Annotated in this window: 22 protein-coding genes, 5 tRNA genes and 1 pseudogene; 19 read left to right on the top strand and 9 right to left on the bottom strand. The window is 54.6% G+C overall.

The window, feature by feature from the left end:
- Positions 1-4: 4 nt before the first annotated feature.
- The 19 genes and pseudogenes from mltB (at position 5) to ACJ9Y9_RS18340 (ending at position 14,524) form a co-directional block, all read left to right on the top strand.
- Positions 5-1,105, top strand: coding sequence for a lytic murein transglycosylase B (gene mltB / locus ACJ9Y9_RS18430; protein WP_028016815.1), 1,101 nt, complete (start codon positions 5-7; stop codon positions 1,103-1,105).
- 259 nt (positions 1,106-1,364) lie between these two features.
- Positions 1,365-2,018, top strand: a complete 654-nt coding sequence (locus ACJ9Y9_RS18425; RefSeq protein WP_028016814.1) for a metal ABC transporter ATP-binding protein — start codon at positions 1,365-1,367, stop codon at positions 2,016-2,018.
- Positions 2,015-2,875 carry a metal ABC transporter permease gene (locus tag ACJ9Y9_RS18420; protein WP_028016813.1) on the top strand — a complete coding sequence of 287 codons (861 nt, stop codon included), beginning with the start codon at positions 2,015-2,017 and terminating at the stop codon, positions 2,873-2,875. The genes ACJ9Y9_RS18425 and ACJ9Y9_RS18420 overlap by 4 nt, the downstream gene beginning before the upstream one ends.
- Before the next feature lie 14 nt (positions 2,876-2,889).
- The gene (locus ACJ9Y9_RS18415; protein ID WP_028016812.1) at positions 2,890-3,768 is read left to right on the top strand and encodes a metal ABC transporter substrate-binding protein; all 879 of its coding nucleotides are present in this window, start codon (positions 2,890-2,892) and stop codon (positions 3,766-3,768) included.
- A gap of 131 nt (positions 3,769-3,899) precedes the next feature.
- Positions 3,900-4,397, top strand: coding sequence for a nicotinamide-nucleotide amidase (pncC, locus tag ACJ9Y9_RS18410; RefSeq protein ID WP_028016811.1), 498 nt, complete (start codon positions 3,900-3,902; stop codon positions 4,395-4,397).
- A gap of 89 nt (positions 4,398-4,486) precedes the next feature.
- Positions 4,487-5,544 (top strand): annotated as a pseudogene (recA, locus tag ACJ9Y9_RS18405) (recombinase RecA).
- A gap of 67 nt (positions 5,545-5,611) precedes the next feature.
- Entirely contained in the window at positions 5,612-6,112 is a 501-nt protein-coding gene (recX, locus tag ACJ9Y9_RS18400) for a recombination regulator RecX (protein ID WP_028016809.1), read from the top strand.
- Between the two features lie 131 nt (positions 6,113-6,243).
- Positions 6,244-8,871, top strand: coding sequence for an alanine--tRNA ligase (gene alaS, locus ACJ9Y9_RS18395; RefSeq protein WP_028016808.1), 2,628 nt, complete (start codon positions 6,244-6,246; stop codon positions 8,869-8,871).
- Positions 8,872-9,112: 241 nt separating this feature from the next.
- Positions 9,113-9,298 carry a carbon storage regulator CsrA gene (gene csrA / locus ACJ9Y9_RS18390; RefSeq protein WP_000906486.1) on the top strand — a complete coding sequence of 62 codons (186 nt, stop codon included), beginning with the start codon at positions 9,113-9,115 and terminating at the stop codon, positions 9,296-9,298.
- Positions 9,299-9,640: 342 nt separating this feature from the next.
- A tRNA-Ser gene (locus tag ACJ9Y9_RS18385) sits at positions 9,641-9,733 on the top strand.
- A 4-nt stretch (positions 9,734-9,737) separates the two neighbouring features.
- A tRNA-Arg gene (locus ACJ9Y9_RS18380) sits at positions 9,738-9,814 on the top strand.
- A gap of 64 nt (positions 9,815-9,878) precedes the next feature.
- Positions 9,879-9,955 (top strand) — tRNA-Arg (locus ACJ9Y9_RS18375).
- 29 nt (positions 9,956-9,984) lie between these two features.
- A tRNA-Arg gene (locus ACJ9Y9_RS18370) sits at positions 9,985-10,061 on the top strand.
- Between the two features lie 29 nt (positions 10,062-10,090).
- Positions 10,091-10,167 (top strand) — tRNA-Arg (locus tag ACJ9Y9_RS18365).
- Positions 10,168-10,416: 249 nt separating this feature from the next.
- Complete coding sequence (gene yqaB, locus ACJ9Y9_RS18360; RefSeq protein WP_028016807.1) at positions 10,417-10,983, top strand: fructose-1-phosphate/6-phosphogluconate phosphatase; 567 nt, start codon at positions 10,417-10,419, stop codon at positions 10,981-10,983.
- Positions 10,980-11,408 carry a YqaA family protein gene (locus ACJ9Y9_RS18355; RefSeq protein WP_008499541.1) on the top strand — a complete coding sequence of 143 codons (429 nt, stop codon included), beginning with the start codon at positions 10,980-10,982 and terminating at the stop codon, positions 11,406-11,408. The genes yqaB and ACJ9Y9_RS18355 overlap by 4 nt, the downstream gene beginning before the upstream one ends.
- A gap of 83 nt (positions 11,409-11,491) precedes the next feature.
- Positions 11,492-13,036, top strand: a complete 1,545-nt coding sequence (gene gshA / locus ACJ9Y9_RS18350) for a glutamate--cysteine ligase (protein ID WP_028016806.1) — start codon at positions 11,492-11,494, stop codon at positions 13,034-13,036.
- 153 nt (positions 13,037-13,189) lie between these two features.
- Entirely contained in the window at positions 13,190-13,705 is a 516-nt protein-coding gene (gene luxS / locus ACJ9Y9_RS18345; RefSeq protein ID WP_008499539.1) for an S-ribosylhomocysteine lyase, read from the top strand.
- 54 nt (positions 13,706-13,759) lie between these two features.
- On the top strand, positions 13,760-14,524 hold the full coding sequence (locus ACJ9Y9_RS18340) for a helix-turn-helix domain-containing protein (RefSeq protein WP_028016805.1): 765 nt from the start codon (positions 13,760-13,762) through the stop codon (positions 14,522-14,524).
- Here the strand turns inward: ACJ9Y9_RS18340 and leuA are convergent.
- The 9 genes from leuA to nrdF all read right to left on the bottom strand — a co-directional run bounded on the left by leuA (position 14,511) and on the right by nrdF (position 25,849).
- Complete coding sequence (gene leuA, locus ACJ9Y9_RS18335) at positions 14,511-16,166, bottom strand: 2-isopropylmalate synthase (protein ID WP_028016804.1); 1,656 nt, start codon at positions 16,164-16,166, stop codon at positions 14,511-14,513. The genes ACJ9Y9_RS18340 and leuA overlap by 14 nt on opposite strands.
- Before the next feature lie 96 nt (positions 16,167-16,262).
- On the bottom strand, positions 16,263-17,810 hold the full coding sequence (emrB, locus tag ACJ9Y9_RS18330) for a multidrug efflux MFS transporter permease subunit EmrB (protein WP_028016803.1): 1,548 nt from the start codon (positions 17,808-17,810) through the stop codon (positions 16,263-16,265).
- A gap of 16 nt (positions 17,811-17,826) precedes the next feature.
- Entirely contained in the window at positions 17,827-18,999 is a 1,173-nt protein-coding gene (emrA, locus tag ACJ9Y9_RS18325; RefSeq protein WP_028016802.1) for a multidrug efflux MFS transporter periplasmic adaptor subunit EmrA, read from the bottom strand.
- A 128-nt stretch (positions 19,000-19,127) separates the two neighbouring features.
- Entirely contained in the window at positions 19,128-19,658 is a 531-nt protein-coding gene (gene mprA, locus ACJ9Y9_RS18320; RefSeq protein ID WP_028016801.1) for a transcriptional repressor MprA, read from the bottom strand.
- 314 nt (positions 19,659-19,972) lie between these two features.
- The gene (locus ACJ9Y9_RS18315; RefSeq protein WP_028016800.1) at positions 19,973-21,157 is read right to left on the bottom strand and encodes an MFS transporter; all 1,185 of its coding nucleotides are present in this window, start codon (positions 21,155-21,157) and stop codon (positions 19,973-19,975) included.
- Positions 21,158-21,294: 137 nt separating this feature from the next.
- Positions 21,295-22,290, bottom strand: a complete 996-nt coding sequence (gene proX, locus ACJ9Y9_RS18310) for a glycine betaine/L-proline ABC transporter substrate-binding protein ProX (RefSeq protein ID WP_028016799.1) — start codon at positions 22,288-22,290, stop codon at positions 21,295-21,297.
- A gap of 9 nt (positions 22,291-22,299) precedes the next feature.
- On the bottom strand, positions 22,300-23,364 hold the full coding sequence (gene proW / locus ACJ9Y9_RS18305) for a glycine betaine/L-proline ABC transporter permease ProW (RefSeq protein WP_028016798.1): 1,065 nt from the start codon (positions 23,362-23,364) through the stop codon (positions 22,300-22,302).
- Complete coding sequence (gene proV, locus ACJ9Y9_RS18300; RefSeq protein ID WP_028016797.1) at positions 23,357-24,559, bottom strand: glycine betaine/L-proline ABC transporter ATP-binding protein ProV; 1,203 nt, start codon at positions 24,557-24,559, stop codon at positions 23,357-23,359. Before proV ends, proW begins: the two co-directional genes overlap by 8 nt.
- A gap of 330 nt (positions 24,560-24,889) precedes the next feature.
- Entirely contained in the window at positions 24,890-25,849 is a 960-nt protein-coding gene (nrdF, locus tag ACJ9Y9_RS18295; protein WP_028016796.1) for a class 1b ribonucleoside-diphosphate reductase subunit beta, read from the bottom strand.
- Between the last annotated feature and the right edge of the window lie 8 nt (positions 25,850-25,857).

Genomic DNA, 25,857 nt, shown 5'->3' with positions numbered 1-25,857 from the left:
TCTCATGTTCAAGCGTCGTTATGCAGCGTTGTTACCTGCGCTTATTCTGCTGTCTGCCTGTAGTAGCAAACCTAAGACCGAAACCGTTCAGCAAACGGCAGGCGCGCCTACCGGAGGATTCCTGCTGGAGCCGCAGCACAATATGATGCAGATGGGCGGCGACTTCGCGAATAACCCGGCGGCCGAGCAGTTCATTGATAAAATGGTGAGCAAACACGGCTTTGACAGGCAACAACTGCACGAAATTTTATCTCAGGCGAAGCGTCTTGATTACGTGTTGCGCCTGATGGACAGACAGGCACCGACGGCCCAGGTGCCGAGCGGGCCAAATGGCGCATGGTTACGCTATCGCAAACAGTTTATTACCCCGGACAACGTGCAGAATGGCGTCGTGTTCTGGAATCAGTATGAGGATGCGCTGAACCGTGCCTGGCAGGTCTACGGCGTGCCGCCGGAAATTATCGTCGGGATTATCGGCGTGGAAACCCGCTGGGGCCGCGTGATGGGCAAAACCCGCATCCTGGATGCGCTGGCGACACTGTCCTTTAACTACCCGCGCCGTGCCGAATATTTCTCTTCCGAGCTGGAAACCTTCCTGCTGATGGCGCGTAATGAGCAAGATGATCCGCTCGATCTGAAAGGTTCGTTTGCCGGTGCGATGGGTTATGGCCAGTTTATGCCGTCCTCCTATAAACAATACGCCGTCGACTTTAACGGCGATGGTCACATCAACCTGTGGGATCCGGTGGATGCTATTGGCAGCGTGGCGAACTACTTCAAAGCGCACGGCTGGGTGCCGGGCGGCCAGGTGGCGGTGCAGGCTAACGGCCAGGCGCCGGGGCTGGAAAACGGCTTCAAAACCAACTACAGCATTTCGCAGCTGGCAGCCGCTGGCCTGACGCCAACGCAACCGCTGGGCAATGCGCAGCAGGCAAGCCTGCTGCGTCTGGATATCGGTACCGGTTATCAGTACTGGTACGGTCTGCCAAACTTCTACACCATCACCCGCTATAACCACAGCACCCACTATGCGATGGCCGTGTGGCAGCTGGGGCTGGCGGTATCGCAGGCGCGTGTGCCTGCAGCGTCGCCGTTTAGTCAGTAACTCGCTTGATTCAGCCCTCTCCCTGGTGGAGAGGGCTGAAGATGGTCCCCTATTTTTCGCTGAAACATTTCGCCACACTCCCTTTTCAAACACACCATTTACAACGTCAATACCTTTCATTATTGTTATGTTATAACATTATTGCGGGTGTCGAGATGTCAATTTCCCTTTTTTCGCTCTCTGCGCCAGTTAGCCTTCTGCTGGCGCTGGCCATTATTGTGTTTCTCAGCCTGGCGGTGAGCTGGGCGGTAGCGCTGCCATGATCGTAATGAATGAACTGACCGCAGGTTATGAACGTCAGCCCGTCACGCGGCCGTTATCCGGCGTCATTGAACGCGGGAGTATGACCGCAATCGTGGGCGCCAACGGCTGCGGGAAATCGACGCTCCTGAAAACGCTCGCAGGGTTTATCGCTCCCGTGGGCGGGAGTATGCGCTGGCAGGAAAAGCGCCCGGTGATTGGCTGGCTGGCACAACGCCACGCGCTGGAAGCGCAATTTCCGTTGACCGTGCAGGACGTCGTCAGTATGGGGTGCTGGCCGGGCATTTCGCTTTTATCCGGCTTTCGTCGTGAAACACGCTTGCGGATTGCCGGTGCGATTGAGCGTGTAGGGCTGGAATCCATGGCGCTATCCACCATAGATGAGCTCTCCGGCGGCCAGTTTCAGCGCATGCTTTTTGCCCGTGTCCTGGTGCAGCAGGCGCCGCTGGTGATGCTTGACGAGCCCTTTACCGGCGTCGATGAAGCCACCTGCAACGTGCTGATGGATTTGATGCTGGAGATGTATATGCAGGGACAAACCTTGTTAGCGGTACTCCACGACAGTGAACGCGTCTCGCGCCATTTCCCGCAGACATTACGGCTGGATGCTGACGTTCCCCAATGGAAAACCGAGCGGGTGAGGGTGGCATGATTTGGCAACTCTTTTTCCAGCCGTTTATCGAATACGGCTTTATGCGGCGCGCACTGGTGGTTTGCCTGGCGCTGTCGGTCAGCACCACGGCGCTCGGGGTTTTTCTTCAGCTACGCAGGATGAGCCTGATGGGGGATGCCCTTTCTCATGCCATTTTGCCGGGTGTCGCAGTGGGATATTTGCTCAGCGGCATGTCATTGCTGGCGATGAGTATCGGCGGTTTTATCGCCGGGATTGCCGTTGCGCTGGTGGCCGGGTTGGTCAGCCGACGCACGCCGCTTAAAGAAGATGCCAGCTTTGCCGGGTTCTATCTGGGATCGCTGGCATTAGGCGTCACGCTGGTGTCGCTGCGTGGGTCGAATGTCGATCTGCTGCATTTGCTGTTTGGTTCTATTCTCGCCGTGGACAACGATGCCGCACTGTTTGTGGCTGGGGTTTGTATTTTCACGTTAATCGTACTGGCTGTTTTTTATCGCGGGCTGGTGACAGAGGCGTTTGATACGGCGTGGCTGCAGGTGAATGCCCGTTGGTTACCCGGTCTGTTGCATGGCCTGTTTCTGGCGCTGCTGGTGCTTAACCTGGTGGCGGGCTTTCAGGTGCTTGGCACGCTGATGGCCGTCGGGTTGATGATGTTACCCGCCGTGGCCGCGCGATGCTGGGTACGCACCCTACCTGGATTACTTCTGATGGCAGGGATGAGCGGTATTTTCTGTGCATGGTTCGGGTTAAGCCTTTCCTGGGCTGTGAGCCTGCCTGCGGGGCCGTCTATTGTGCTCACCGCCAGCGCACTTTTCTTTATTTCTATTTTATTTGGCACGCGAAGCCAGCTCGCTGGCAGCCTGCGTGCGTTTTTTTAACGCAAGGGGAAACGATGAAACGTACAGGATTAGCAGTGGCGCTCGCGCTGGGGATGATGTCGCACGGCGTGATGGCAAAAACGCTGAATGTGGTCACCAGCTTTTCGATACTGGGGGACATTACCCAGGAGGTGGGCGGTGACCATGTGAAGGTGACGACGCTGGTGGGGCCGGACGGCGATCCGCATACCTTCGAGCCGTCGCCGAAAGACAGCGCGGCGCTGAGCAAGGCCGATGTGGTGGTGGTGAACGGCCTGGGGCTGGAGGGCTGGCTTGACCGTCTGGTGAAAGCCTCCGGATTTAAAGGCCAGCTGGTCGTCGCTTCAACCGGGGTGAAAACCCACACGCTTGAGGAAGATGGAAAGACCGTGACCGATCCTCACGCGTGGAACAGTGCGGCGAACGGGGCGCTGTATGCACAAAATATTTTGAACGGGCTGGTAAAAGCCGATCCAGAAGACAAAGCAGCACTGGAGGCCTCAGGGAAGCCGTATATCGCGCAGCTGACTCAACTGGATAACTGGGCTAAAACCCGCTTTAGCCAGATCCCACAGGCGAAGCGTAACGTACTGACCAGTCATGACGCTTTCGGTTATTTCAGCCGGGCCTATGGCGTCACGTTTATGGCGCCACAGGGGCTGTCGTCAGAGAGCGAAGCCAGTGCGGCGCAGGTTGCTGAGATTATTAATCAGATTAAAGCGGACGGCGTGAAAACCTGGTTTATGGAAAACCAGCTCGACCCGCGTCTGGTTAAACAGATTGCGTCAGCCACGGGCGCTCAGCCGGGTGGTGAACTTTATCCGGAAGCCCTGTCGGCAAAAGGCGGAGTGGCAGACACCTACGTGAAGGCGTTTCGTCACAATGTGAATACCCTCGCCGACAGCATGAAATAGCATTCTCTAATGGCCGGTGCGCCCGCATCGGCTTTTTTCTGAAGCCCCCTCGTAAAACCTGAAGCGCATCCCCATATCTGACGAGAAAGTGCTATCTTGTGCTGCACGTTTTTCTGATGCCTGGAGCGAGAATGACTGACCATGAATTGATGCAGCTTAGCGAGATAGTTGGGCTGGCGCTTAAGAAACGTGGTGCGACAATCACCACTGCAGAGTCCTGTACTGGCGGCTGGGTTGCGAAAGTGATTACTGATATCGCCGGTAGTTCCGCCTGGTTTGAACGTGGCTTTGTGACCTACAGTAACGAGGCTAAAGCGCAAATGATTGGCGTGCGTGAATCCACGCTGGAACAGCATGGCGCGGTCAGCGAACCGGTGGTGATTGAGATGGCAATTGGTGCGCTCAAAGAGGCGCGTGCGGATTACGCCATTTCAATCAGCGGTATCGCAGGCCCGGATGGCGGCAGCGACGTGAAGCCTGTTGGCACAGTCTGGTTTGGTTTTGCCACGTCCAAAGGTGAAGGGATCACCCGCCGGGAGTGTTTTAGCGGCGATCGCGAAAGCGTGCGCCGTCAGGCAACGGAATACGCGTTAAAAACGCTCTGGCAACAATTTCTACAAAATACTTGATACTGTATGACCATACAGTATAATTGCACCAACAGAACAGAAATCCACGGTGAAGCAGAGTTGCTTCTCCCGGCATGACAGGAGTAATAATGGCTATCGACGAAAACAAACAGAAAGCGTTGGCGGCAGCACTGGGCCAGATCGAAAAGCAATTCGGTAAAGGCTCCATCATGCGCCCGGGTGAAGACCGTTCCATGGACGTGGAAACCATCTCCACCGGTTCGCTTTCTCTGGATATCGCACTGGGCGCTGGCGGTCTGCCGATGGGCCGTATCGTAGAAATCTACGGACCAGAGTCCTCAGGTAAAACGACGCTGACGCTGCAGGTTATCGCTGCGGCACAGCGTGAAGGTAAAACCTGTGCATTTATCGATGCCGAGCACGCGCTGGACCCTGTTTATGCTCGCAAACTGGGCGTTGATATCGACAACCTGCTCTGTTCTCAGCCGGACACCGGTGAACAGGCGCTGGAAATTTGTGACGCGCTGGCGCGTTCTGGTGCTGTTGACGTTATCGTGGTCGACTCCGTTGCCGCACTGACGCCAAAAGCCGAAATCGAAGGCGAAATCGGTGACTCTCACATGGGCCTCGCGGCACGTATGATGAGCCAGGCAATGCGTAAGCTGGCCGGTAACCTGAAACAGTCCAATACGCTGCTGATCTTCATTAACCAGATCCGTATGAAAATTGGTGTAATGTTCGGTAACCCGGAAACCACCACCGGTGGTAACGCGCTGAAATTCTACGCGTCTGTCCGTCTTGATATCCGCCGTATCGGTGCGGTAAAAGAAGGTGAGAACGTCGTCGGAAGCGAAACCCGCGTGAAGGTTGTGAAGAACAAAATTGCCGCGCCGTTTAAACAGGCTGAATTCCAGATTCTCTACGGCGAAGGGATTAACTTCTTCGGTGAGCTGGTTGACTGGGCGTGAAAGAGAAGCTGATTGAAAAAGCGGGCGCCTGGTATAGCTATAACGGTGACAAAATTGGTCAGGGCAAAGCAAATGCGATCTCCTGGCTGAAAGAGAACCCGGCTGCGGCGAAAGAAATTGAGAAGAAAGTGCGTGAGCTTCTGCTGAACAATCAGGACTCCACACCCGACTTCGCAGTTGATAGCGTGGATGCTGAAGAAACCAACGAAGATTTTTAATGCTTCGTATAAAGACGAAGGGCTGCTGATGCGGCCCTTTTTGCATTTCTGAACCAGCAGGTTTTTTATGAGTGAACCTACCCCACGTCGACCCGCGTACGCGCGCTTACTGGACCGGGCAGTACGTATCCTTGCTGTTCGTGATCACAGTGAGCAAGAGTTGCGGCGAAAACTGTCGGCTCCCGTAATGAGCAAAAATGGCCCGGAAGAGATTGATGCCACGGCGGAAGATTACGAACGCGTGATTGCCTGGTGCTACGAGCATCACTATCTGGATGATGAGCGCTTCGCTTCCCGGTTTCTCGCCAGCCGTGGTCGGAAAGGATACGGCCCCGCGCGCATACGTCAGGAGCTGAACCAGAAAGGAGTAGCCCGCGAGTCCATTGAAAAAGCCATGCGAGAATGCGATACCGACTGGTGCGAGCTGGCAAAAGAACAGGCGATTCGGAAATACGGTGAACCCCTGCCGCGTGATTTTTCAGAAAAAGTGAAAATCCAACGCTTTTTGCTCTACCGTGGCTTCCTGATGGAAGATATTCAGGATATCTGGCGTAATTTTGCCGATTGAACGCATGCGGGATTTTACTTCCCACTAAAGAAAACTTATCTTATTCCCACTTTTTCCAGTAGCTGGTCTGTCCAACTGTTTACAGATACAGGCTTGCTACGACATTTCGTTAGCTTGATTTCAGGATAATTATGAGCAAGAGCACCGCTGAGATCCGTCAGGCGTTTCTCGATTTTTTCCATAGTAAGGGACACCAGGTTGTTGCCAGCAGCTCCCTGGTACCAAATAACGACCCGACTTTACTGTTTACCAACGCCGGGATGAACCAGTTCAAGGATGTGTTCCTTGGTCTCGACAAGCGTAATTATTCCCGTGCTACAACGTCACAGCGTTGCGTACGTGCGGGCGGTAAACACAACGACCTGGAAAACGTCGGTTACACCGCGCGTCACCACACCTTCTTCGAAATGCTGGGCAACTTCAGCTTCGGCGACTATTTCAAACACGATGCCATTCAATATGCGTGGGAACTGCTGACCGGTGAAAACTGGTTCAACCTGCCGAAAGAGCGTCTGTGGGTTACCGTCTATGAAACCGATGACGAAGCCTACGAAATCTGGGAAAAAGAAGTCGGTATCCCGCGCGAACGTATTATTCGCATCGGTGATAACAAAGGCGCACCTTACGCGTCTGACAACTTCTGGCAGATGGGTGACACCGGTCCTTGCGGTCCGTGCACCGAGATCTTCTACGATCATGGCGACCACATCTGGGGTGGCCCTCCAGGCAGTCCGGAAGAAGATGGCGATCGCTACATTGAGATCTGGAACATCGTCTTTATGCAGTTCAACCGTCAGGCTGACGGTACAATGGAGCCGCTGCCGAAGCCTTCCGTTGATACCGGTATGGGTCTGGAGCGTATTGCTGCGGTTCTGCAGCACGTTAACTCCAACTACGAGATTGACCTGTTCAGCACCCTGATCAAAGCCGTTGCGGAAGTGACCGGCGCGACCGACCTGAACAACAAATCCCTGCGCGTTATCGCGGACCATATTCGTTCCTGTGCGTTCCTGATTGCCGACGGCGTTATCCCGTCGAATGAAAACCGTGGCTACGTGCTGCGTCGTATCATTCGTCGTGCTATCCGTCACGGCAACATGCTGGGCGCGAAGGACACCTTCTTCTATAAGCTCGTTGGGCCACTGATTGGCGTGATGGGTGCTGCCGGTGATGAGCTGAAACGCCAGCAGGCGCAGGTAGAGCAGGTTCTGAAAACCGAAGAAGAGCAGTTTGCCCGTACGCTGGAGCGCGGTCTGGCGCTGCTGGACGAAGAACTGGCAAACCTTAAGGGTGACACGCTGGACGGCGAAACCGCTTTCCGCCTGTACGACACCTACGGTTTCCCGGTTGACCTGACGGCGGACGTTTGTCGCGAGCGCAACATCAAAGTTGACGAAGCGGGCTTCGAAGCCGCGATGGAAGAGCAGCGTCGTCGTGCGCGTGAGTCCAGCGGTTTCGGTGCAGACTACAACGCGATGATCCGCGTTGACAGCGCGTCTGAATTCAAAGGTTATGAAGCGCTGGAACTGACCGGCAAAGTGACCGCCCTGTTTGTTGACGGTAAAGCCGTAGACAGCATCAGCGCAGGTCAGGATGCGGTTGTCATTCTGGACAAAACACCGTTCTATGCGGAATCTGGTGGTCAGGTTGGCGATAAAGGCGAACTGAAAGGCAATGGTTTCAGCTTCAGCGTAAGCGACACCCAGAAATACGGCCAGGCGATTGGTCATCAGGGCAAACTGGTTTCCGGTTCTCTGAAAGTGGGTGAGGGCGTACAGGCTAATGTGGATGAAGCTCGCCGCGCGCGCATTCGTCTGAACCACTCTGCAACTCACCTGATGCATGCTGCCCTGCGCGACGTACTCGGTACCCACGTTGCACAGAAAGGTTCTCTGGTTAACGACAAAGTGCTGCGTTTCGACTTCTCGCATTTTGAAGCGATGAAACCGTCTGAAATCCGCGCGGTGGAAGATCTGGTGAACGCGCAGATCCGTCGTAACCTGCCAATCGAGACCCACATCATGGATCTTGAGGATGCGAAGAAAAAAGGTGCGATGGCGCTGTTTGGTGAGAAATATGACGAGCGTGTTCGTGTGCTGAGCATGGGCGACTTCTCGACTGAACTGTGCGGTGGTACTCACGCATCGCGCACTGGTGACATCGGCCTGTTCCGCATTGTTTCCGAGTCGGGTACGGCGGCAGGCGTGCGTCGTATCGAAGCGGTGACCGGTGAAGGTGCGATTGCCAGCCTGCATGCGCAGAGCGATCAGCTGCACGACATCGCACAGCTGCTTAAAGGCGATAGCCAGAACCTGGGCGAGAAAGTGCGCGTTGCGCTGGATCGCACGCGTCAGCTGGAAAAAGAGCTGCAGCAGCTGAAAGAGCAGGCTGCGGCGCAGGAGAGTGCAAACCTCTCTAGCAAAGCTGTAGACATTAAGGGCGTCAAACTGCTGGTCAGCGATCTGGCGGGCGTTGAGCCTAAGATGCTGCGTACTATGGTCGACGATCTCAAGAACCAGCTTGGTTCTACCGTTATCGTGCTGGCGACAGTGGCAGAAGGTAAGGTTTCTCTGATTGCGGGGGTCTCTAAGGATGTGACTGACCGCGTAAAAGCAGGGGAACTGATTGGTATGGTTGCCCAGCAGGTGGGCGGCAAGGGTGGTGGTCGTCCAGACATGGCGCAAGCCGGTGGTACGGATGCGGCGGCACTTCCTCAAGCTTTGGCCAGCGTTGAAAGCTGGGTAAGCGCGAAACTGTAATAATTACAAAGCACAAGCAGACGCCATAGCAGTAACGTTATGGCGTCTTGTTCACTGTGCTATCGATAACGATAAAGTCAGGTTGAGTTTGTGTATATCGGCTAAACTTACATTTAACAGAATGTGATGCCGTGACTGCTTACACTTTACGTGTTTGTCATCGCTTACTTTTTGGCGTTATATGATGGATAATGCCGGGATACAAGAGACCCGACTCTTTTAATCTTTCAAGGAGCAAAGAATGCTGATTCTGACTCGTCGAGTTGGTGAGACCCTCATGATTGGGGATGAGGTCACCGTGACAGTTTTAGGGGTAAAGGGTAACCAGGTACGTATTGGTGTTAACGCTCCTAAAGAAGTATCTGTCCACCGTGAAGAGATCTACCAGCGTATCCAGGCTGAAAAATCCCAGCAGTCCAGTTACTGATATTGTCGCGTCTCGCTGTCGGGCGAGACGCAACCCTCCTGTCATTTTTCCTGCCCAAAGTTACCGTTTAATTTCAGTTGCTCTCTTTTTAACCACTCCGTTACTCTTAACTCGTCCTGATGCCACCATTTCTGCATAGGTTTTCTGTGAAGATACCTGCAAAATCCGCTTATAAAACACCCTCTTTGCGGCTTTTACATGCGAATTGCGTGTGATTTGTGCAAACGATAAAAGCTTTTGGAAAATTGTTTGACTTATAAGTCCCAGAAAGTAATATATGCGCCACGCAGCGACGAGAAGCTCTTAACGAGTTACTCGAAGCACTCGAAAGAGGCGTTGTGTGGTGAGGTGGCCGAGAGGCTGAAGGCGCTCCCCTGCTAAGGGAGTATGCGGTCAAAAGCTGCATCCGGGGTTCGAATCCCCGCCTCACCGCCATTTTGCATCCGTAGCTCAGCTGGATAGAGTACTCGGCTACGAACCGAGCGGTCGGAGGTTCGAATCCTCCCGGATGCACCATCTATTACTTCATATTGCTTTCGAAGTGATATGAATATCGAGTAGTACAATAGTAAATCCCGATGCATCCGTAGCTCAGCTGGATAGAGTACTCGGCTACGAACCGAGCGGTCGGAGGTTCGAATCCTCCCGGATGCACCATTTACTATTTCTGAAAGCAGTACCCTGATGCATCCGTAGCTCAGCTGGATAGAGTACTCGGCTACGAACCGAGCGGTCGGAGGTTCGAATCCTCCCGGATGCACCATTTTACTGTTTCTGAAAGCATTTCCCGATGCATCCGTAGCTCAGCTGGATAGAGTACTCGGCTACGAACCGAGCGGTCGGAGGTTCGAATCCTCCCGGATGCACCATATTCTCCGAGATAATAGCTACGCTGTTGTTTCAAGGTTTGCGAGTTAATCGCGAGCACCAGGGAGGATAACGTTGCTTCAGCAACGGCCCGCAGGGCGAGGCGCAGCCGAGTAATCCTCCCGGATGCACCATCTTTTCCTTCTTTGTTTATTCCTTCGACGTTCCGTCAGCAATCACACTCTCAGTCAGCGACAAAAATCACCTTTTACGATAAAGTAATGCTTTGTTAATCGTTTAGCGAGAGCACGATGTACGCACAGTATGACGGTCTGATCTTCGATATGGATGGCACCATCCTTGATACCGAGCCTACGCATCGTCAAGCGTGGACTGATGTCCTGGGCCGCTACGGTATGCGTTTCGACCTTCAGGCGATGATTGCCCTTAACGGATCCCCAACCTGGCGTATTGCACAGGCCGTGATTGAAATGAATCAGGCCGATCTCGACCCGCACCTGCTCGCCCGTGAAAAAACCGATGCAGTAAAAGCCATGCTTTTAGATACCGTACGCCCGCTGCCGCTAATTGATGTCGTGAAAGCGTGGCACGGACGTCGCCCGATGTCGGTGGGGACGGGCAGCGAAAGCGCTATTGCAGAGGCTTTGCTCAATCATCTTGGCCTGCGCCACTATTTTTCTGCCGTGGTTGCCGCCGATCATGTTAAAAATCACAAGCCCGCACCAGATACCTTCCTGCTCTGCGCAGAATTAATGGGTGTACCGGCGGCAAAATGCGTCGTGTTTGAAGATGCTGATTTCGGTATTCAGGCCGCACGTGATGCTGGCATGGCCGCGGTGGATGTGCGCTTACTGTGAGTGACGCGCTGTCGCTTGCTTCATTATTCGCCAGCAGTTTTTTAAGCGCCACGCTCTTACCGGGCAATTCGGAAGTGGTGCTGGTGGCGATGCTGTTGTCCGGCGTGAGTCAGCCCTGGTTGCTTGTGTTAATAGCAACAATGGGTAATAGCCTTGGAGGGCTGACTAACGTTATTCTTGGGCGTTTCTTTCCGCTGCGCGAAAAATCGCGCTGGCAGGAAAAGGCAGTCGGCTGGCTAAAACGCTATGGCGCTGCCACGCTGTTATTAAGCTGGATGCCTGTAATAGGTGATTTACTGTGTCTGCTGGCGGGATGGATGCGCATCTCCTGGGGACCGGTGCTCTTTTTTTTGTGCCTTGGCAAGGCGTTGCGATATGTTCTCGTGGCATGGGCAACTCTGCAGGGTATGACGTGGTGGCACTAATTGGTGGAATGAATACGCGACCTTCAATCGTCAACCATTACAATTATGCTGAGTAACATTACTTTGACAGGCGGGAGGTCAATTTGATCCCGGACGTATCTCAGGCGCTGGCCTGGCTGGAAAACCACCCTCAGGCATTGAAGGGTATTCAGCGTGGTCTTGAGCGTGAAACGCTACGCGTAAACGCGGACGGCAGTTTAGCGACGACGGGTCACCCGAAGGCGTTAGGCTCGGCGCTGACACATAAATGGATCACAACCGATTTCGCTGAAGCGCTGCTGGAGTTCATCACTCCGGTAGAGGGTGATATTGATCATATGCTGACGATCTTGCGCGACATTCATCGCTATACCGCGCGCAATCTGGGCGATGAGCGTATGTGGCCCCTCAGCATGCCGTGTTATATCGAGCAAGGCCAGGAGATCGAGCTGGCTCAATATGGCACATCAAATATTGGCCGGCTCAAAACGCTCTATCGTGAGGGACTGAAAAACCGCTATGGCGCGTTAATGCAGACCATCTCTGGTGTGCATTACAATTTCTCTTTGCCCATGGCGTTCTGGCAGGCGAAATGTGATGAAACGGATAAGGACGCGATCTCTGCGGGCTACTTCCGCCTGATCCGCAACTATTATCGTTTCGGCTGGGTGATTCCGTACCTGTTTGGTGCGTCGCCTGCCATTTGCTCATCGTTCCTGCAGGGGAAACCGACTACGCTGCCGTTCGAGAAAACCGAGTGCGGGATGTACTATCTGCCGTACGCGACTTCCTTGCGCCTGAGCGATCTTGGCTATACCAATAAATCGCAAAGCAATCTCGGTATTACGTTTAACGAATTGCACGAATATGTGGCAGGATTGAAGCGGGCGATCAAAACCCCGTCGGAAGAGTACGAGAAAATCGGCCTCGAGAAAGACGGCAAGCGTCTGCAAATCAACAGCAATGTGCTGCAGATTGAGAATGAACTGTACGCGCCAATTCGTCCTAAGCGCGTGACGCGCAGCGGTGAAACACCGTCGGACGCGCTGCAGCGCGGCGGGATCGAATACATTGAAGTGCGCTCGCTGGATATCAACCCGTTCTCACCGATTGGTGTTGACGAGCAGCAGATTCGCTTCCTGGATCTGTTTATGGTCTGGTGCGTTCTGGCGGATGCGCCTGAAATGAGTTCAGACGAGCTGCTTTGTACCCGTACAAACTGGAACCGCGTAATTCTGGAAGGCCGTAAACCGGGTCTGACGCTGGGCATTGGCTGCGAAACAGCACAGTTCCCGCTGACGAAAGTCGGTAAAGATCTGTTCCGTGACCTTAAACGTGTCGCCCGGACAATGGACAGCATCGACGGTGGCGACGCATATCAACAGATCTGCGACCAGCTGGTGGAATGTTTTGATAATCCGGAACTGACGTTCTCAGCACGCATTCTGCGTTCAATGATCGATCAGGGCATTGGCGGCACGGGGCGTTCACTCGGAGCAGAATACCGTGAGATGCTGATGCAGGAGCCGTTAGAAGTGCTGAGCGAAGCGGATTTTGTAGCAGAACGCGATGCGTCTATTGTGCGTCAGAAAGAGGTTGAAGCGGCGGATACCGAGTCGTTTGAGGCGTTTCTGGCGAAGCAGGCTTAAGCAGAAAAGAAAAAGGCCACATCGCTGTGGCCAAAATATACATCTCTGAATTCAGGGATGATGATAACAAATGCGCGTCTTTCATATACTCAGACGCGCATTCTGTAGAAGAGTTCAGTTTATTTTAAAAAAAATCACTATCGGAGGTGACGTATGCCGTTATTAGATAGCTTTACTGTCGACCATACCCGTATGGAAGCACCTGCAGTTCGCGTGGCGAAGACCATGCACACCCCGCACGGCGACACGATCACCGTCTTCGATCTGCGTTTCTGCGTGCCAAATAAAGAAGTGATGCCAGAGAAAGGTATTCACACTCTGGAGCATCTGTTCGCTGGTTTTATGCGTGACCACCTGAACGGCAACGGCGTTGAGATCATTGATATCTCTCCGATGGGCTGCCGTACTGGTTTTTACATGAGCCTGATTGGTCAGCCGGAAGAGAAACGCGTCGCAGATGCCTGGAAAGCAGCCATGGAAGACGTGCTGAAGGTGAAAGAGCAGAACCAAATCCCTGAGCTGAACGTTTACCAGTGTGGTACTTACCAGATGCACTCTCTGGAAGAAGCACAGGAAATTGCGCGTCACATCATTGAGCGTGATGTTCGCGTGAACAGCAATGAAGAGCTGGCTCTGCCGAAAGAAAAACTGCAGGAACTGCACATCTAGTGCGCCTTTTCCCTCTCCCGTTGGGAGAGGGGAGAGCGAGGGTTGTTTAACCCCATGACCACAACCTCAACGTTCACCTTTACCCATCGTCCCCTCGTTCCTTTTGCCCATGATTATGTTCATGGCGACAGCGAACCCTGGCATGAGCATGACTGCGCGCAACTGCTGCATGCTCTGAGCGGGGTGGTGCGGGTTGATACCGCATCCGGTTGTTGGGTGGTTCCTCCTGGCCGCGGCGTCTGGCTACCAGCGGGGACGCGCCATTCGCTTCGTATCACCGGTAACGTTGCGGCGCGCACGCTGTTTATCGATCCGCTGGCGCGTGCCGATCTCCCCGCAGCGTGCCAGATCGTGCAGATCTCCCCACTGTTGCGCGAACTGATCCTCGCCTCTCTCTCACTGCCTGAATCTTACTCGCCGGGGAGTCGAGATGAGCGCGTGTATGAACTCATTCTGGATGAAATTCGCATCATGCCTGTGCTGCCATTTCATCTGCCTGAGCCGGAGAGCGCCCCGTTACGCCACCTGTGCCAGCAGATCCGTCAGTCACCAGGAGATCGCTGGAACAGCCTTCAGGCCGCGAGTTCGCTTGGAATGAGCGAGCGCACGATGAACCGGCATTTTCAGCAGCAGACAGGATTACGTTACGTTGAGTGGCTGAGAAGGGCTCGCTTGCTGGAGGCGTTAGTGCGGCTGGCACAGGGCCAGCCGGTGCTACGCGTAGCACTGGAACTGGGTTACGGCAGTCACAGTGCCTTTACGGCGATGTTTCGTCGGGTGATGGGTGTCTCTCCCAGCGATTACTTTAAAAACGACTGACGGCGTTAAAGAGCGCCTGAAGAGAGGCGCGCGCGACGTCACTGTCGATACCCACGCCCCAGCGGCTGCAACCGTCCTGGAACAAACAGCGAATATAGGCCACTGAGCGGCTGTCACTGCGTTCACCCAGGGTATGTTCGTGGTAATCCTTAATCACAAACGGCGTGTTGACCCAGCGACTCAGGCCGCTGGCAGCGGCGGACAGCAAACCAATACCCTGACCTTCCAGCTGTCGCGTTCCTCCTGGCGTGGCGACGCTTGCCGTCAAACACAACTGACCGTCCTGCTGGCTGTCGCTGCGGTAAGATTGCAGGGCAAATGGTGGCGTTGCCACCAGGCCGTAACGGGTACGGAACAGTTGCCACAGTGCATTTTGCGTCATCTCTTTTCCGTGGCGATCCGTTTCCTGCTGTACGTGCTGACTGAAATCCTGCTGCAGCGCGCGGGGTAATTTCAGACCATGGTTCTGTTCAATAAGCCACGCGCTGCCGCTTTTCCCGGACTGGCTGTTCACGCGGATCACCGCTTCGTAGGTGCAGCCAATATCCTGCGGGTCCACAGGCAGGTAAGGCATCTCCCAGCGTTCGCCAGGCTTGCGGGCATCAAAGCCTTTTTTGATCGCGTCCTGATGTGAGCCGGAGAAGGCGGTATAGGCCAGTCGTCCTGCCCATGGATGGCGCGGATGCACGGGAAGCTGGTTGCAGGTTTCGACCACTTCCACCACCCGATTCATCTCGCTAAAGTCGAGATTCGGGTTAACGCCCTGACTGTAGAGATTCATCGCCAGCGTCACCAGACAGACGTTCCCCGTACGTTCCCCGTTGCCAAACAGACACCCTTCTACCCGGTCGGCGCCGGCCATCACGGCCAGCTCGGCGCTGGCGACGCCCGTACCGCGGTCGTTATGCGGATGGACGCTGATGCAGACATCGTTACGGCGGCTGAAGTGGCGACAGAAATACTCAATCTGATCGGCATAGACGTTCGGCGTGCTGACTTCGACAGTCGCGGGTAAGTTGACCACCATTGGTCGCTCATTGCAGGGCTGCCAGATCTCTGCCACGGCTTCACAAATCTCCAGCGCAAACTCCGGCTCGGTAAAGCAGAAGGTTTCCGGGGAGTATTCGTACTGCCAGCGGGTTTCCGGGTTCTCTTCACAGAGCTTGCGGATAAGCCGCGTGGAGCGTGTTGCCAGCTCCACGATTTGCGCTTTCTCCATGCCAAACACCAGGCGGCGGAACAGCGGGGCGGTGGCGTTATACAGATGGACGGTGGCCCGTTTCGCGCCGCGTAACGATTCAAAGGTGCGGACGATCAGGTCTTCCCGCGCCTGGGTTAACACCTGAATGGTGACGTCATCCGGGATGCGGTTCTCTTCAATTAACTGGCGAACAAAGTTGAAATCCGTCTGTGAGGCGGAAGGAAAGGCGACTTCAATCTCTTTAAATCCGCAGTTCAGCAGCAATTCCCAGAACTGCAGCTTGCGCGTGCTGTCCATGGGCTCGGCCAGGGCCTGGTTGCCGTCACGTAAATCGGTGGAGAGCCAGCGCGGCGCGTGGGTGATGCGTTGCTCCGGCCAGCGACGATCGGGCAGTGAAAGGGGAGGATAAGGCTGGTATTTGTCGGCGGGTGTGTTCAGCATGATGCGCTCCTGTTGTCTTTTCACTATCGTGAATGGATTTCAGGAGCGCTGCTTTATCGAAACTGACAATAACTGTCGCGTTTTGGACAACGCGCTTTAGTGCGCGCCACCGCCTCCACCACCGGCACCAAACGGTGGACGGGCAAACCACACCAGCCCCAGCAGGACGAGGAAGATCCCGGCCGACACCCAGAAAATCTCGTTTGCGGAGATAATCAGCCCCTGGCTGGTGATCTGCTGGGCGATCCAGCCGGATGCCTGCTGTTCCGTCATTCCCATTCCCTGAAGCTGGGCATACATCTGCTGAGAATTAGGGTTGAACGGGTTCACCGCTTCAGTGAGCTGAGCATGGTGCATCGACTCACGGTTGGTCCACAGCGTCGTGGTGATCGAGGTCCCGATGGAGCCTGCCAGCGTACGCGTAAAGTTCGACAAGCTCGATGCTGCCGCCATGCGTTCAGGCGGTAAACCGGAAAGCGTGATGGTGGTCAGCGGCATAAAGAAACAGGCCACGGCAAAGCCCTGGATAAACTGCGGCCACGCGGAGGCGCCAAAGTCCATTCCCGGTTCGAACGTATACGCGCGCCAGTAGAAGCACACGGCGTACATGATGAAGCTGAATGTCACCAGCCTGCGCATGTCGAGCTTATGGGCGAAACGGCCGATGATCGGCGACAACAGGACCGGAATCAATCCAACTGGCGCAGAGGCAAGACCCGCCCAGGTTGCGGTATAGCCATATACCTCCTGCAATAATTGCGGCAGCAGAACAATAGCGCCGAAGTAGAGCATGTAGGCGAGGCTAATACACAGACAGCCTATGGTGAAGTTTCGTGACTTAAACAGCGACAAGTCGACTATCGGGTTATCGTCGGTTAACTCCCAGACAATCAGGAAGCTCAGCGACACCACCGCGACAATCGTCAGGATGATGATCTCCCGGGAGTTGAACCAGTCCAGCTCTTTGCCCTGGTCGAGCATGACCTGCAGGCTACCGATGCCGACAACCAGCAATGCCAGACCAATGGCGTCGATACGGCGCTGTTCCGTCCGGGTTTCTCTGCCGCGTAGCGACTGCAACGTCATCATGACTACCACGGCGCCAATCGGTACGTTGATAAAGAAGATCCAGCCCCAGTGATAGTTATCGCTGATATAGCCGCCTAAGATAGGCCCACAAATCGGCGCGACGATCACCGTCATCGACCACAGCGCCAGCGCGATAGAGCGTTTGGCGGGTGGGTAGTTGTTCAGCAGTAAACTCTGTGACAGGGGAATCAACGGCCCGGCCACAATCCCCTGAATGACGCGGAAGAAAATCAGCATCGTCAGGCTGGTGGACATGCCGCACGCCCAGGAGGCGAGAACAAAGGCAATTGTCGACCACAGGAACAGCTTCACTTCACCGACGCGCTTCGCCAGCCAGCCGGTAATGGGGATTGAGATGGCGTTTGCCACCCCAAACGAGGTAATTACCCAGGTCCCCTGGCTCAGTGACGAGCCAAGGTTACCGGCGATGGTCGGGATCGCCACGTTTGCGATGGTGGAGTCCAGCACCTGCATGAATGTCGCCAGCGACAGCGCGATGGTCATAATGACCAGCTGCGCGCCTTCCAACGGTTTTTGCGGCTTTTGCTGTTGCATAACGCTCACCTTCGGATTAACCAGCGTTTGCCTTCACGATGTCATCGATCAGCTTGTTGACCGGATCGAGGCTAATTTCACGGGCGTTACTTTCATAAGCCGGGCTGCTACGCACCTGGCTTGCCAGGATTTGACCTTCGCGGTTGGCGGTATCCACAGTAACCAGCGTTGAGAGGCCGATACGCAGCGGGTGATCTGCGAGCTGTTTTGGATCCAGCTCAATACGTACAGGCAAGCGCTGAACCACTTTGATCCAGTTACCGGTGGCATTCTGTGCTGGCAGCAGGGAGAAGGCACTGCCGGTCCCCATATCCAGACCCACCACTTTCCCGGTGTACTTGACGTCATCGCCGTAAATATCGCTGATAACTGTCGCCGCCTGGCCGATACGCATATGGGCAAGCTGCGTCTCTTTAAAGTTAGCATCGACCCACAGATTGTCTGCCGGAACGACGGCCATCAGCGGTGTGGTCGGGCTAATCTGCGCTCCAGGCTGTACGGAACGGCGGGAGACATAGCCGGTCATCGGGCTGACGATTTTAGTACGCTGCAGGGCAAGCCATGCGTTACGGACTTCTGTCGCCGCCTGTTGCACGGCAGGCTGGTTTTCCAGGCTGGTACCCAGCACCATCGCCTGGTTGGCGTTGTACTGTTGAATAGCCACATCCAGCTGGGCCTGAGCACTGGCAACGGCATCGCGCGCATGTTGCAGCTCTTCACGGCCAATCAAGTTGGCTGTACCGAGCGGAACACGGCGGTTCAGGTCGCTCTGCGCCTGGGCGAGTGCGGTTTTCTGCACGTCAATGTTGGCCTGCAGCTGTTTGCTGTTGATCATCAGCTGGCGAGTCTGACGGACGCTGGAGGCCAGCGCGGTCTGTGCTTTCTCAAAGGCCTGCTGGGCGTCGGTCGGATCGAGGGTCACCAACACATCGCCTTTTTGCACAAAGTCGGTGTTATCAGCCCAGACTTTCGTCACGCTGCCCGACACCTGCGCCATAATCTGTACCTGGTTCCCTGCCACGTAGGCGTCGTCTGTCTCTTCAGCATGACGCAATACTAAAAACCAATAGATCCCATATGCCACGGCAATAATGATAAAGAGCAAGGTCAACAGAAGAAGGGCACTCTTACGTTTGCCTTTCTTGTTGGCCGGTTGCTGCGGGGTAGTGCTCTCCGCATTTGCGCTCATTGTTGTTCTCCACGATCTTCTTATTTTCACATCGGCTGAGCCGACCTGTTGTCAGAAAGGCCAGCAGTGTGACGTGCTGGCCTGTCAGTTTTCTTTTTTAAATCTGGATGTTCGAGCGTGTCGTCGCGTTAGCGCAGCGCCTCAAGAATAGCGCCGTCTTCATCCATCTGGTCCAGACGGGTAAGCAGCTTGCGAGTGATGTGCTCAAGCTGGTCACGCTCGGTGGTGCTGAGGGCAGACCAGAGTTTATGCAGGCAATTGTGCTGAGGTGGCAGCACCTCTTGCAGGAACTGGTGACCTTTATCAGTCAGTTGCAGATGCAGGCAGCGGCGATCGTTGTCGCTTTCACGGCGCTCAATCCAGCCGCGTTTTTCCAGCTCATCAGCAATACGGGTCGCATTGGTACGGGAGGAGCCCAGTGCGCAGCTCAGTTCGGAAGGCTGAATACTGTGATTTTCCTGAGACTCCAGCGTAATCAACGCCATAAACAACGTCTCGTTAATCCCTTGAGCTTTCAGCATTTTATTACGGTTTTCCAGTAGCTTACCCTGCATGTGCATGCACAGGCGAGTCAGCAGGATTTCCTGATACGGGAAGTCCTCATGGCGACTGGCGCGGAATTTAAGCATTTGTTCAATGGGCGTAAACGAACTATCCATTTGGGCATAACCTCATTAATTACAGCCGATATAGTAACGATAGTGACAAATAATGTAAATGAATTATTTGTGCGGTTATATCCGCCAAACTTATGTCACCATCAGAAAGCGCCGGGTAAGTCCGTGACCCGGTGAGCACAGAAAGCGTAGGGTGTGAACCCGCTGAAGAGAGGATGTGAGGACGGGGGTCTGAACTATTCATGCCGATTGTAAATATGTCACCCACATTAAAATTTCTGGGATAAATGATTACGTTTACATTAACAGACTGAAGGGCCTCTTTATACCCTAAGAGGCCCAACGCAATGTAAAACTTAATTAATCGCATCCTGACGATGGTAACCGCGCCACCATACAAGCAGGTTCAGCGCGGCGACGATAGCCCCAATTCCACATACGCCTGACCAACCCGCATGCTGCCACGCAGAGGCGGAAATTAATGAACCCGCTGCGCCGCCAATAAAGTAGCTGGTCATGTATCCGGCCGTCAGGCGGTTACGTGCCTCAGGCTTCACGCGATAGATCACGGTCTGATTGGTGATGTGAACGCCCTGCACGGTGAGGTCGAGCACCAGAATACCGACGATTAGCGCCAGTACCGAGACGTGCCCATACCAAATCGCCGCCCAGGAGAGCAGAAGTAAAATCAGCCCTGCGGAGGTGGTCAGATGGGATTTGCCCTTATCGGCAAGCCCGCCAGCGGGACGCGCACCCAGAGCACCAGCGGCGCCAGCCAGACCGAACAGACCAATCGTCGCTTCAGAATAGTTAAACGGTGGAGCGGCCAGCAGAAAAGCCATCGACGTCCACAAAATACTGAAATTGGCGAAGGTGAAACACCCCAGCAGGGCACGAGTGCGCAGGAGTTTATCCTGCGTAAACAGACTGAAAACGGAGGCCAGAAGCTGCGGATAGTTCAGGTGATTCTCCTGCTTCACCTTCGGCAGGCCGCGCCACAGGGCCAGCGCCATCACGACCATCAATACGCTCGCCACCCAGTAAACGGTGCGCCAGCCGCCGAGGCTTGCCAGCAACCCTGCAACGGTACGAGCCAGTAAAATCCCCAGCAGCAAGCCACTCATGATGGTGCCCACCACTTTGCCGCGCTTTTCGGGGGAGGCGAGAGTGGCGGCGAGCGGGACCAGAATTTGCGCCACAACAGAGAACAGCCCTGTGAGCGCGGTGCCGATAATCATCATTGTTAATGACTGGCTGCTGGCGGTGATCAGCATCCCGCCGGCGGCCAGCAGGGTCATGGAGACAATTAACATTCGGCGCTCAAACATATCCCCCAGCGGCACCAGGAACAGCAGCCCGGCGGCATAGCCGAGCTGTGCAGCGGTGACGATAAAGCCTGCGGAACTGGCGGAGAGATTGAACGCGCGGGCGATGGTATCAAGCAGAGGTTGTGCGTAATAGTTGCTGGCAACCGCCAGACCCGTTGCCACGGACATTAAAAGGATGAGTGCGGGGCTAAGCCCTTGAGTTGTTTTGGTCATTGGTTTCAGAAATCATTAGTTGAGTGATTATTTTTCCGGAAACCATCATACCCAATGATTGTGAAAGTTGGGGGAGTGTTGGGTGTTGTATTGTGCGGTTTAGGTTCCCTCTCCGGGTGGAGAGGGAATTCGGAATATTACTTCTGCGCCTCAAGCGCCTCTTTCACCCAGCCGTCGAACTGCTGCTGGTGGGCTTTTATCCAGCCGTCCACATGACCTTTGATATCAGCCTCGGACGATTTACCTGCATGCATCATGGCATTCTGAGCGTTGATGTCGGCCAGCGGCAGTTTCATCACTGAGAACAGCTTCGCTGCCGCCGGGTTTTTCTCCGCCCAGGCTTTGTTGGCGACGATATGCATGGTGTTTACCGGGAAGCCGTAGTTCATACCGTTCGGCAGTTTAGTGTCGATATCTTTCTGCTCACCCGGCAGGGAGGAGAACGGTACCTGCAGCCACACCACGTCTCTACCCGGTTTCAGCACGTCGCTGACCCAGTACGGGGTCCAGGTGTAGTAGATAACCGGTTTGCCCTCTTTGAAACGGGCAATGGTGTCGGCCATCATCGCCGAGTAGTTACCGTGGCTCACATCGACCGTTTTTGCCAGATCATAGGCTTTGTTCTGGTGGTTAATGACCGCTTCACAACCCCAGCCCGGTGAGCAGCCCATCATGTCGGCTTTGCCGTCACCGTTGGTGTCGAACAGTTTGGCGATCTTCGGATCTTTCAGCTGTTCAATATTGGTGATGTGGTACTTATCGGCGGTTTTCTTGTCGATCAGATAACCCTGTGCCGCACCGGTCACGAAGGTGCCCTCGCGGTAAAATTTCTTGTCCCCCCCGGCGGCGGCATACATATCGTCATGCAGTGGCTGCCAGTTGACGGCGGTAAAGGTGGCATCGCCGGAGGCAATCGAGGTGTAGCCAACGTTGTAATCCACTTCGCTGGCGGTATTCACCGTATAGCCCAGTTTCTCCAGCGCACGGCTGACTATCTGGGTCTGGAAGGACTCTTCCGAAATGGTGCTCTGAACCGGTTGCACGGTAATGCCTTTGCCCGGCAGGTCGGCCGCATAGGTGCCGGTGGAGACAAGGGTGGCAAACGCTGTGGCAAAAAGTACGCTATGTCGCATCGTTGTTCCTTATTTTATGAATGGGCGGGTGAGTAACCCGACAGGGCCGGTGGTATACCAGCGACGGTTGCCGCGACTGCGTGAATCACGACCGACAGCCTGAGTCAGGCGGTCAAGAATAATGGCGAGGATCACAATCCCGACACCGCCGACGGTAGCCAGCCCCATATCGAGACGGCCGATGCCGCGCAGAACCATCTGCCCCAGACCGCCAACGGCGATCATCGAGGCGATCACCACCATCGACAGAGCCAGCATCAGCGTCTGGTTGACGCCTGCCATGATGGTCGGCATCGCCAGCGGAAGCTGAACCTTAAACAGCATCTGGCGCGGACTGGCGCCGAAAGAGCGTGACGCTTCGATAAGGTCGGCAGGGACCTGATTAATCCCCAGAATGGTCAGACGAATAATCGGCGGCAGAGCGAAGATAATCGTCACCACCACGCCCGGCACGTTACCGATGCCGAACAGCATCACGATAGGCACCAGGTAGACGAATGCAGGTGTCGTCTGCATCGCATCCAGCAATGGACGAATGATCTTCGCCGCCCGTGGGCTGCGTGCCAGCCAGATCCCCATCGGCAAACCGATGACAATGCAGAAGAGCAGGGCGGTCAGCACCAGTGCCAGGGTGATCATCGCCTGCGACCACGCGCCAATGGCTCCAATCGCAATCAACGAGATCAGCGTGGCGATCCCCATACCAGCACTACCAAACTGCCAGGCGATCAGGGAAAACAGCACAATCGCCACCGGCGCGGGCATGCCCAGCATCAGCTGCTGGAAGCCGTTGAGAATGTAATCTACCGGGACGCGGATCCCCTGGAATACCGGACGGAAATGGGTGACTACCCAGTCGATCCCTTCCGTCACCCAGCTGTCCAGCGGGATCAGCGTCTTGTGGAACGGGTCCATGATGTTGAAGTGTTCTGGCGCCGGTGCCGGTGCGCTATTGAGCCAGTCTGCCGCGCCGCCGCCATCGGCAGGTGCTGGCGTGGAACCCCACGCATCGGCAGATTGTGCCGCGCTGTCTGCGGCCTCAGTGGTGCCCCACGGGTTTGATTGATCAGCCATTGTTTGCCCCCTCGCGATCTAAAGCCTGCAGCAACATGCGTTTTGAGATGATGCCGACGTACTGGTGCTCTTCACTGACGACGGGTACGGCGCACGGCGCCTGACCCACGTGAGAGAGCAACTCGCTGAGCGGCGTTTCGGCATCGACGGCAAGCGGAGTGTCGATTACCGCCGCATCAATTCCCTGGTTTTCGCTCAGGGCGGTTTTCAGGGAGTCGATGGAAACCACGCCGACAAATTTATTGCCGCGTTCAACCAGATAACCGTATTCCCGGTCTTCATCCTGCAACAGCTTCAGTGCGGAGCGTGGGCCAAATCCAGGCGTTTTACGGATAATGCCGTTCGGTGTACGGCGGGCAATATCTTTGGCGCTAAAGACCTGGCTAATATCCACGCCGCGGAAGAAGGTTCGCACATAATCATTCGCCGGATTATTGAGAATTTCATCCGGCGTGCCGACCTGTACGACTTCGCCATTTTGCATAATGGCAATACGATCGCCAATACGCATCGCTTCATCGAGATCGTGGGAAATAAAGACAATCGTACGCTGATGTTTGGCCTGTAATTTTACCAGCTCATCCTGCATCTCGGTGCGAATTAAAGGATCTAGCGCTGAGAAGGCTTCATCCATTAATAATATGTCTGGATTAATGGCTAATGCACGGGCTAATCCCACACGCTGACGCATACCGCCGGAGAGTTCATCCGGGTAGGCATGAGCATAATTTTCCAGCCCTACCTGACGCAGTGCATCAAGGGCTTTTTCCTGGCGTTCCTGAGCCGGCGTGCCGGCTAATTCCATGCCGAAAGCGGTATTATCCAGCACCGTCATGTGCGGCATCAGCGCGAATGACTGGAACACCATTGCAATCTTCTTTCTGCGCACCTCGCGAAGCTCGGCGTCTGATATTCTGGCGATATCCACGCCGTCAATCAGTACCTGTCCGCGGGTGGGTTCAATCAGGCGATTGAGAAGGCGAACCATAGTGGATTTACCCGAACCGGATAATCCCATGATGACAAAAATCTCGCCTTCTTCAATGGCCAGACTGGCGTCTTTAACGCCAAGCGATAGCCCGGTTTTTTCCAGAATTTGCTCTTTCGTAAGGCCTTTCTCAATATATTTGAATGCGCGCTGCGGGTGCTCGCCAAATACTTTATAAAGATTTTTCACTTCTAATTTAATTGCCATGCAATAGAGAGTGTCCTGTTATTTGTTTATGCCGATATGATTACCATGGTAAATTGTTAACGGGCATAACCCTAACATACTGAGAATCTGAGACAACCCTGGGTTTGCTTATGGTATGAATTTTGCCATAAGCGAAACGGCTGAATTTCCCATGAGCAAAGGGCTGAGCGTGATTTGAATTTTTCTCAATTTTTTGTTGCGGTATCGGGGAATTTCGCCTGAAATGGAGCAATTCAGGCGAATATGGCATGGACATTACAGTGTAGTTGCTATGCAAATAGTGACGAGAAAAATATCTATTTATATTAAATTAACGAACGTTAGTGGTGATTAAAAATCCCAGTCCTCATCTTCTGTCTCTACTGCTTTACCCATTACATACGAGGAGCCCGATCCGGAAAAGAAATCGTGGTTCTCGTCAGCGTTGGGTGACAGCGCCGCCAGGATCGCCGGGTTCACTTCCGCCATCTCTGGTGGGAATAACGCGTCGTAACCGAGATTCATCAGCGCTTTGTTGGCGTTGTAGCAGAGGAACGCCTTCACGTCTTCCTCCCAGCCGGTTCCGGCATACAGTTCCTCGGTATAGCTCAGCTCGTTATCGTACAAATCCATCAGTAAATCGAGCGCGAAGCCTTTGAGTTCCTCGCGCTTTTGCTCGCTGACTTTCTCCAGTCCTTTCTGATACTTATAGCCAATGTAATACCCATGCACCGCCTCATCGCGAATGATCAGGCGAATCAAATCAGCAGTGTTGGTCAATTTGCCACGGCTTGACCAGTACATCGGCAGCCAGAAGCCGGAATAGAAAAGAAAAGATTCCAGAAACACACTGGCGATCTTCTTCTTCAGCGGCTCATCAGCCTGATAATGCGCCAGCACCAGATTCGCCTTGCGCTGTAATGACTCGCTCTCTTCGCTCCAGGTATACGCCGCATCCACGTCTTTGGTCTGGCACAGTGTGGAGAAAATCGAACTGTAGGAGCGAGCATGCACCGCCTCCATAAAGCTGATGTTCGACATCACCGCCTCTTCATGTGGCGTCAGCGCGTCGGTCATCAGGGCAGGCGCACCCACGGTGTTCTGGATGGTGTCCAGCAACGTGAGTCCGGTAAAAACGCGGATTGTCAGCTGTTGTTCGGCGTGGTTCAGCGTTTGCCAGGCCGGGATATCGTTGGAGAGCGGCACCTTTTCCGGCAGCCAGAAGTTGCTGGTGAGCCGGTTCCACACCTCCAGATCTTTATCGTCCTGAATTTTATTCCAGTTAACGGCACTCACGCGTGATAGTTTCATCCTTTCTC

It is taken from the genome of Enterobacter sp. CPE_E1241 (genome assembly GCF_045618265.1).
Taxonomy (GTDB): domain Bacteria; phylum Pseudomonadota; class Gammaproteobacteria; order Enterobacterales; family Enterobacteriaceae; genus Enterobacter; species Enterobacter adelaidei.
Note: the sequence above shows the minus strand (reverse complement) of the source record. Positions and strands in the feature narration are given on the sequence as shown.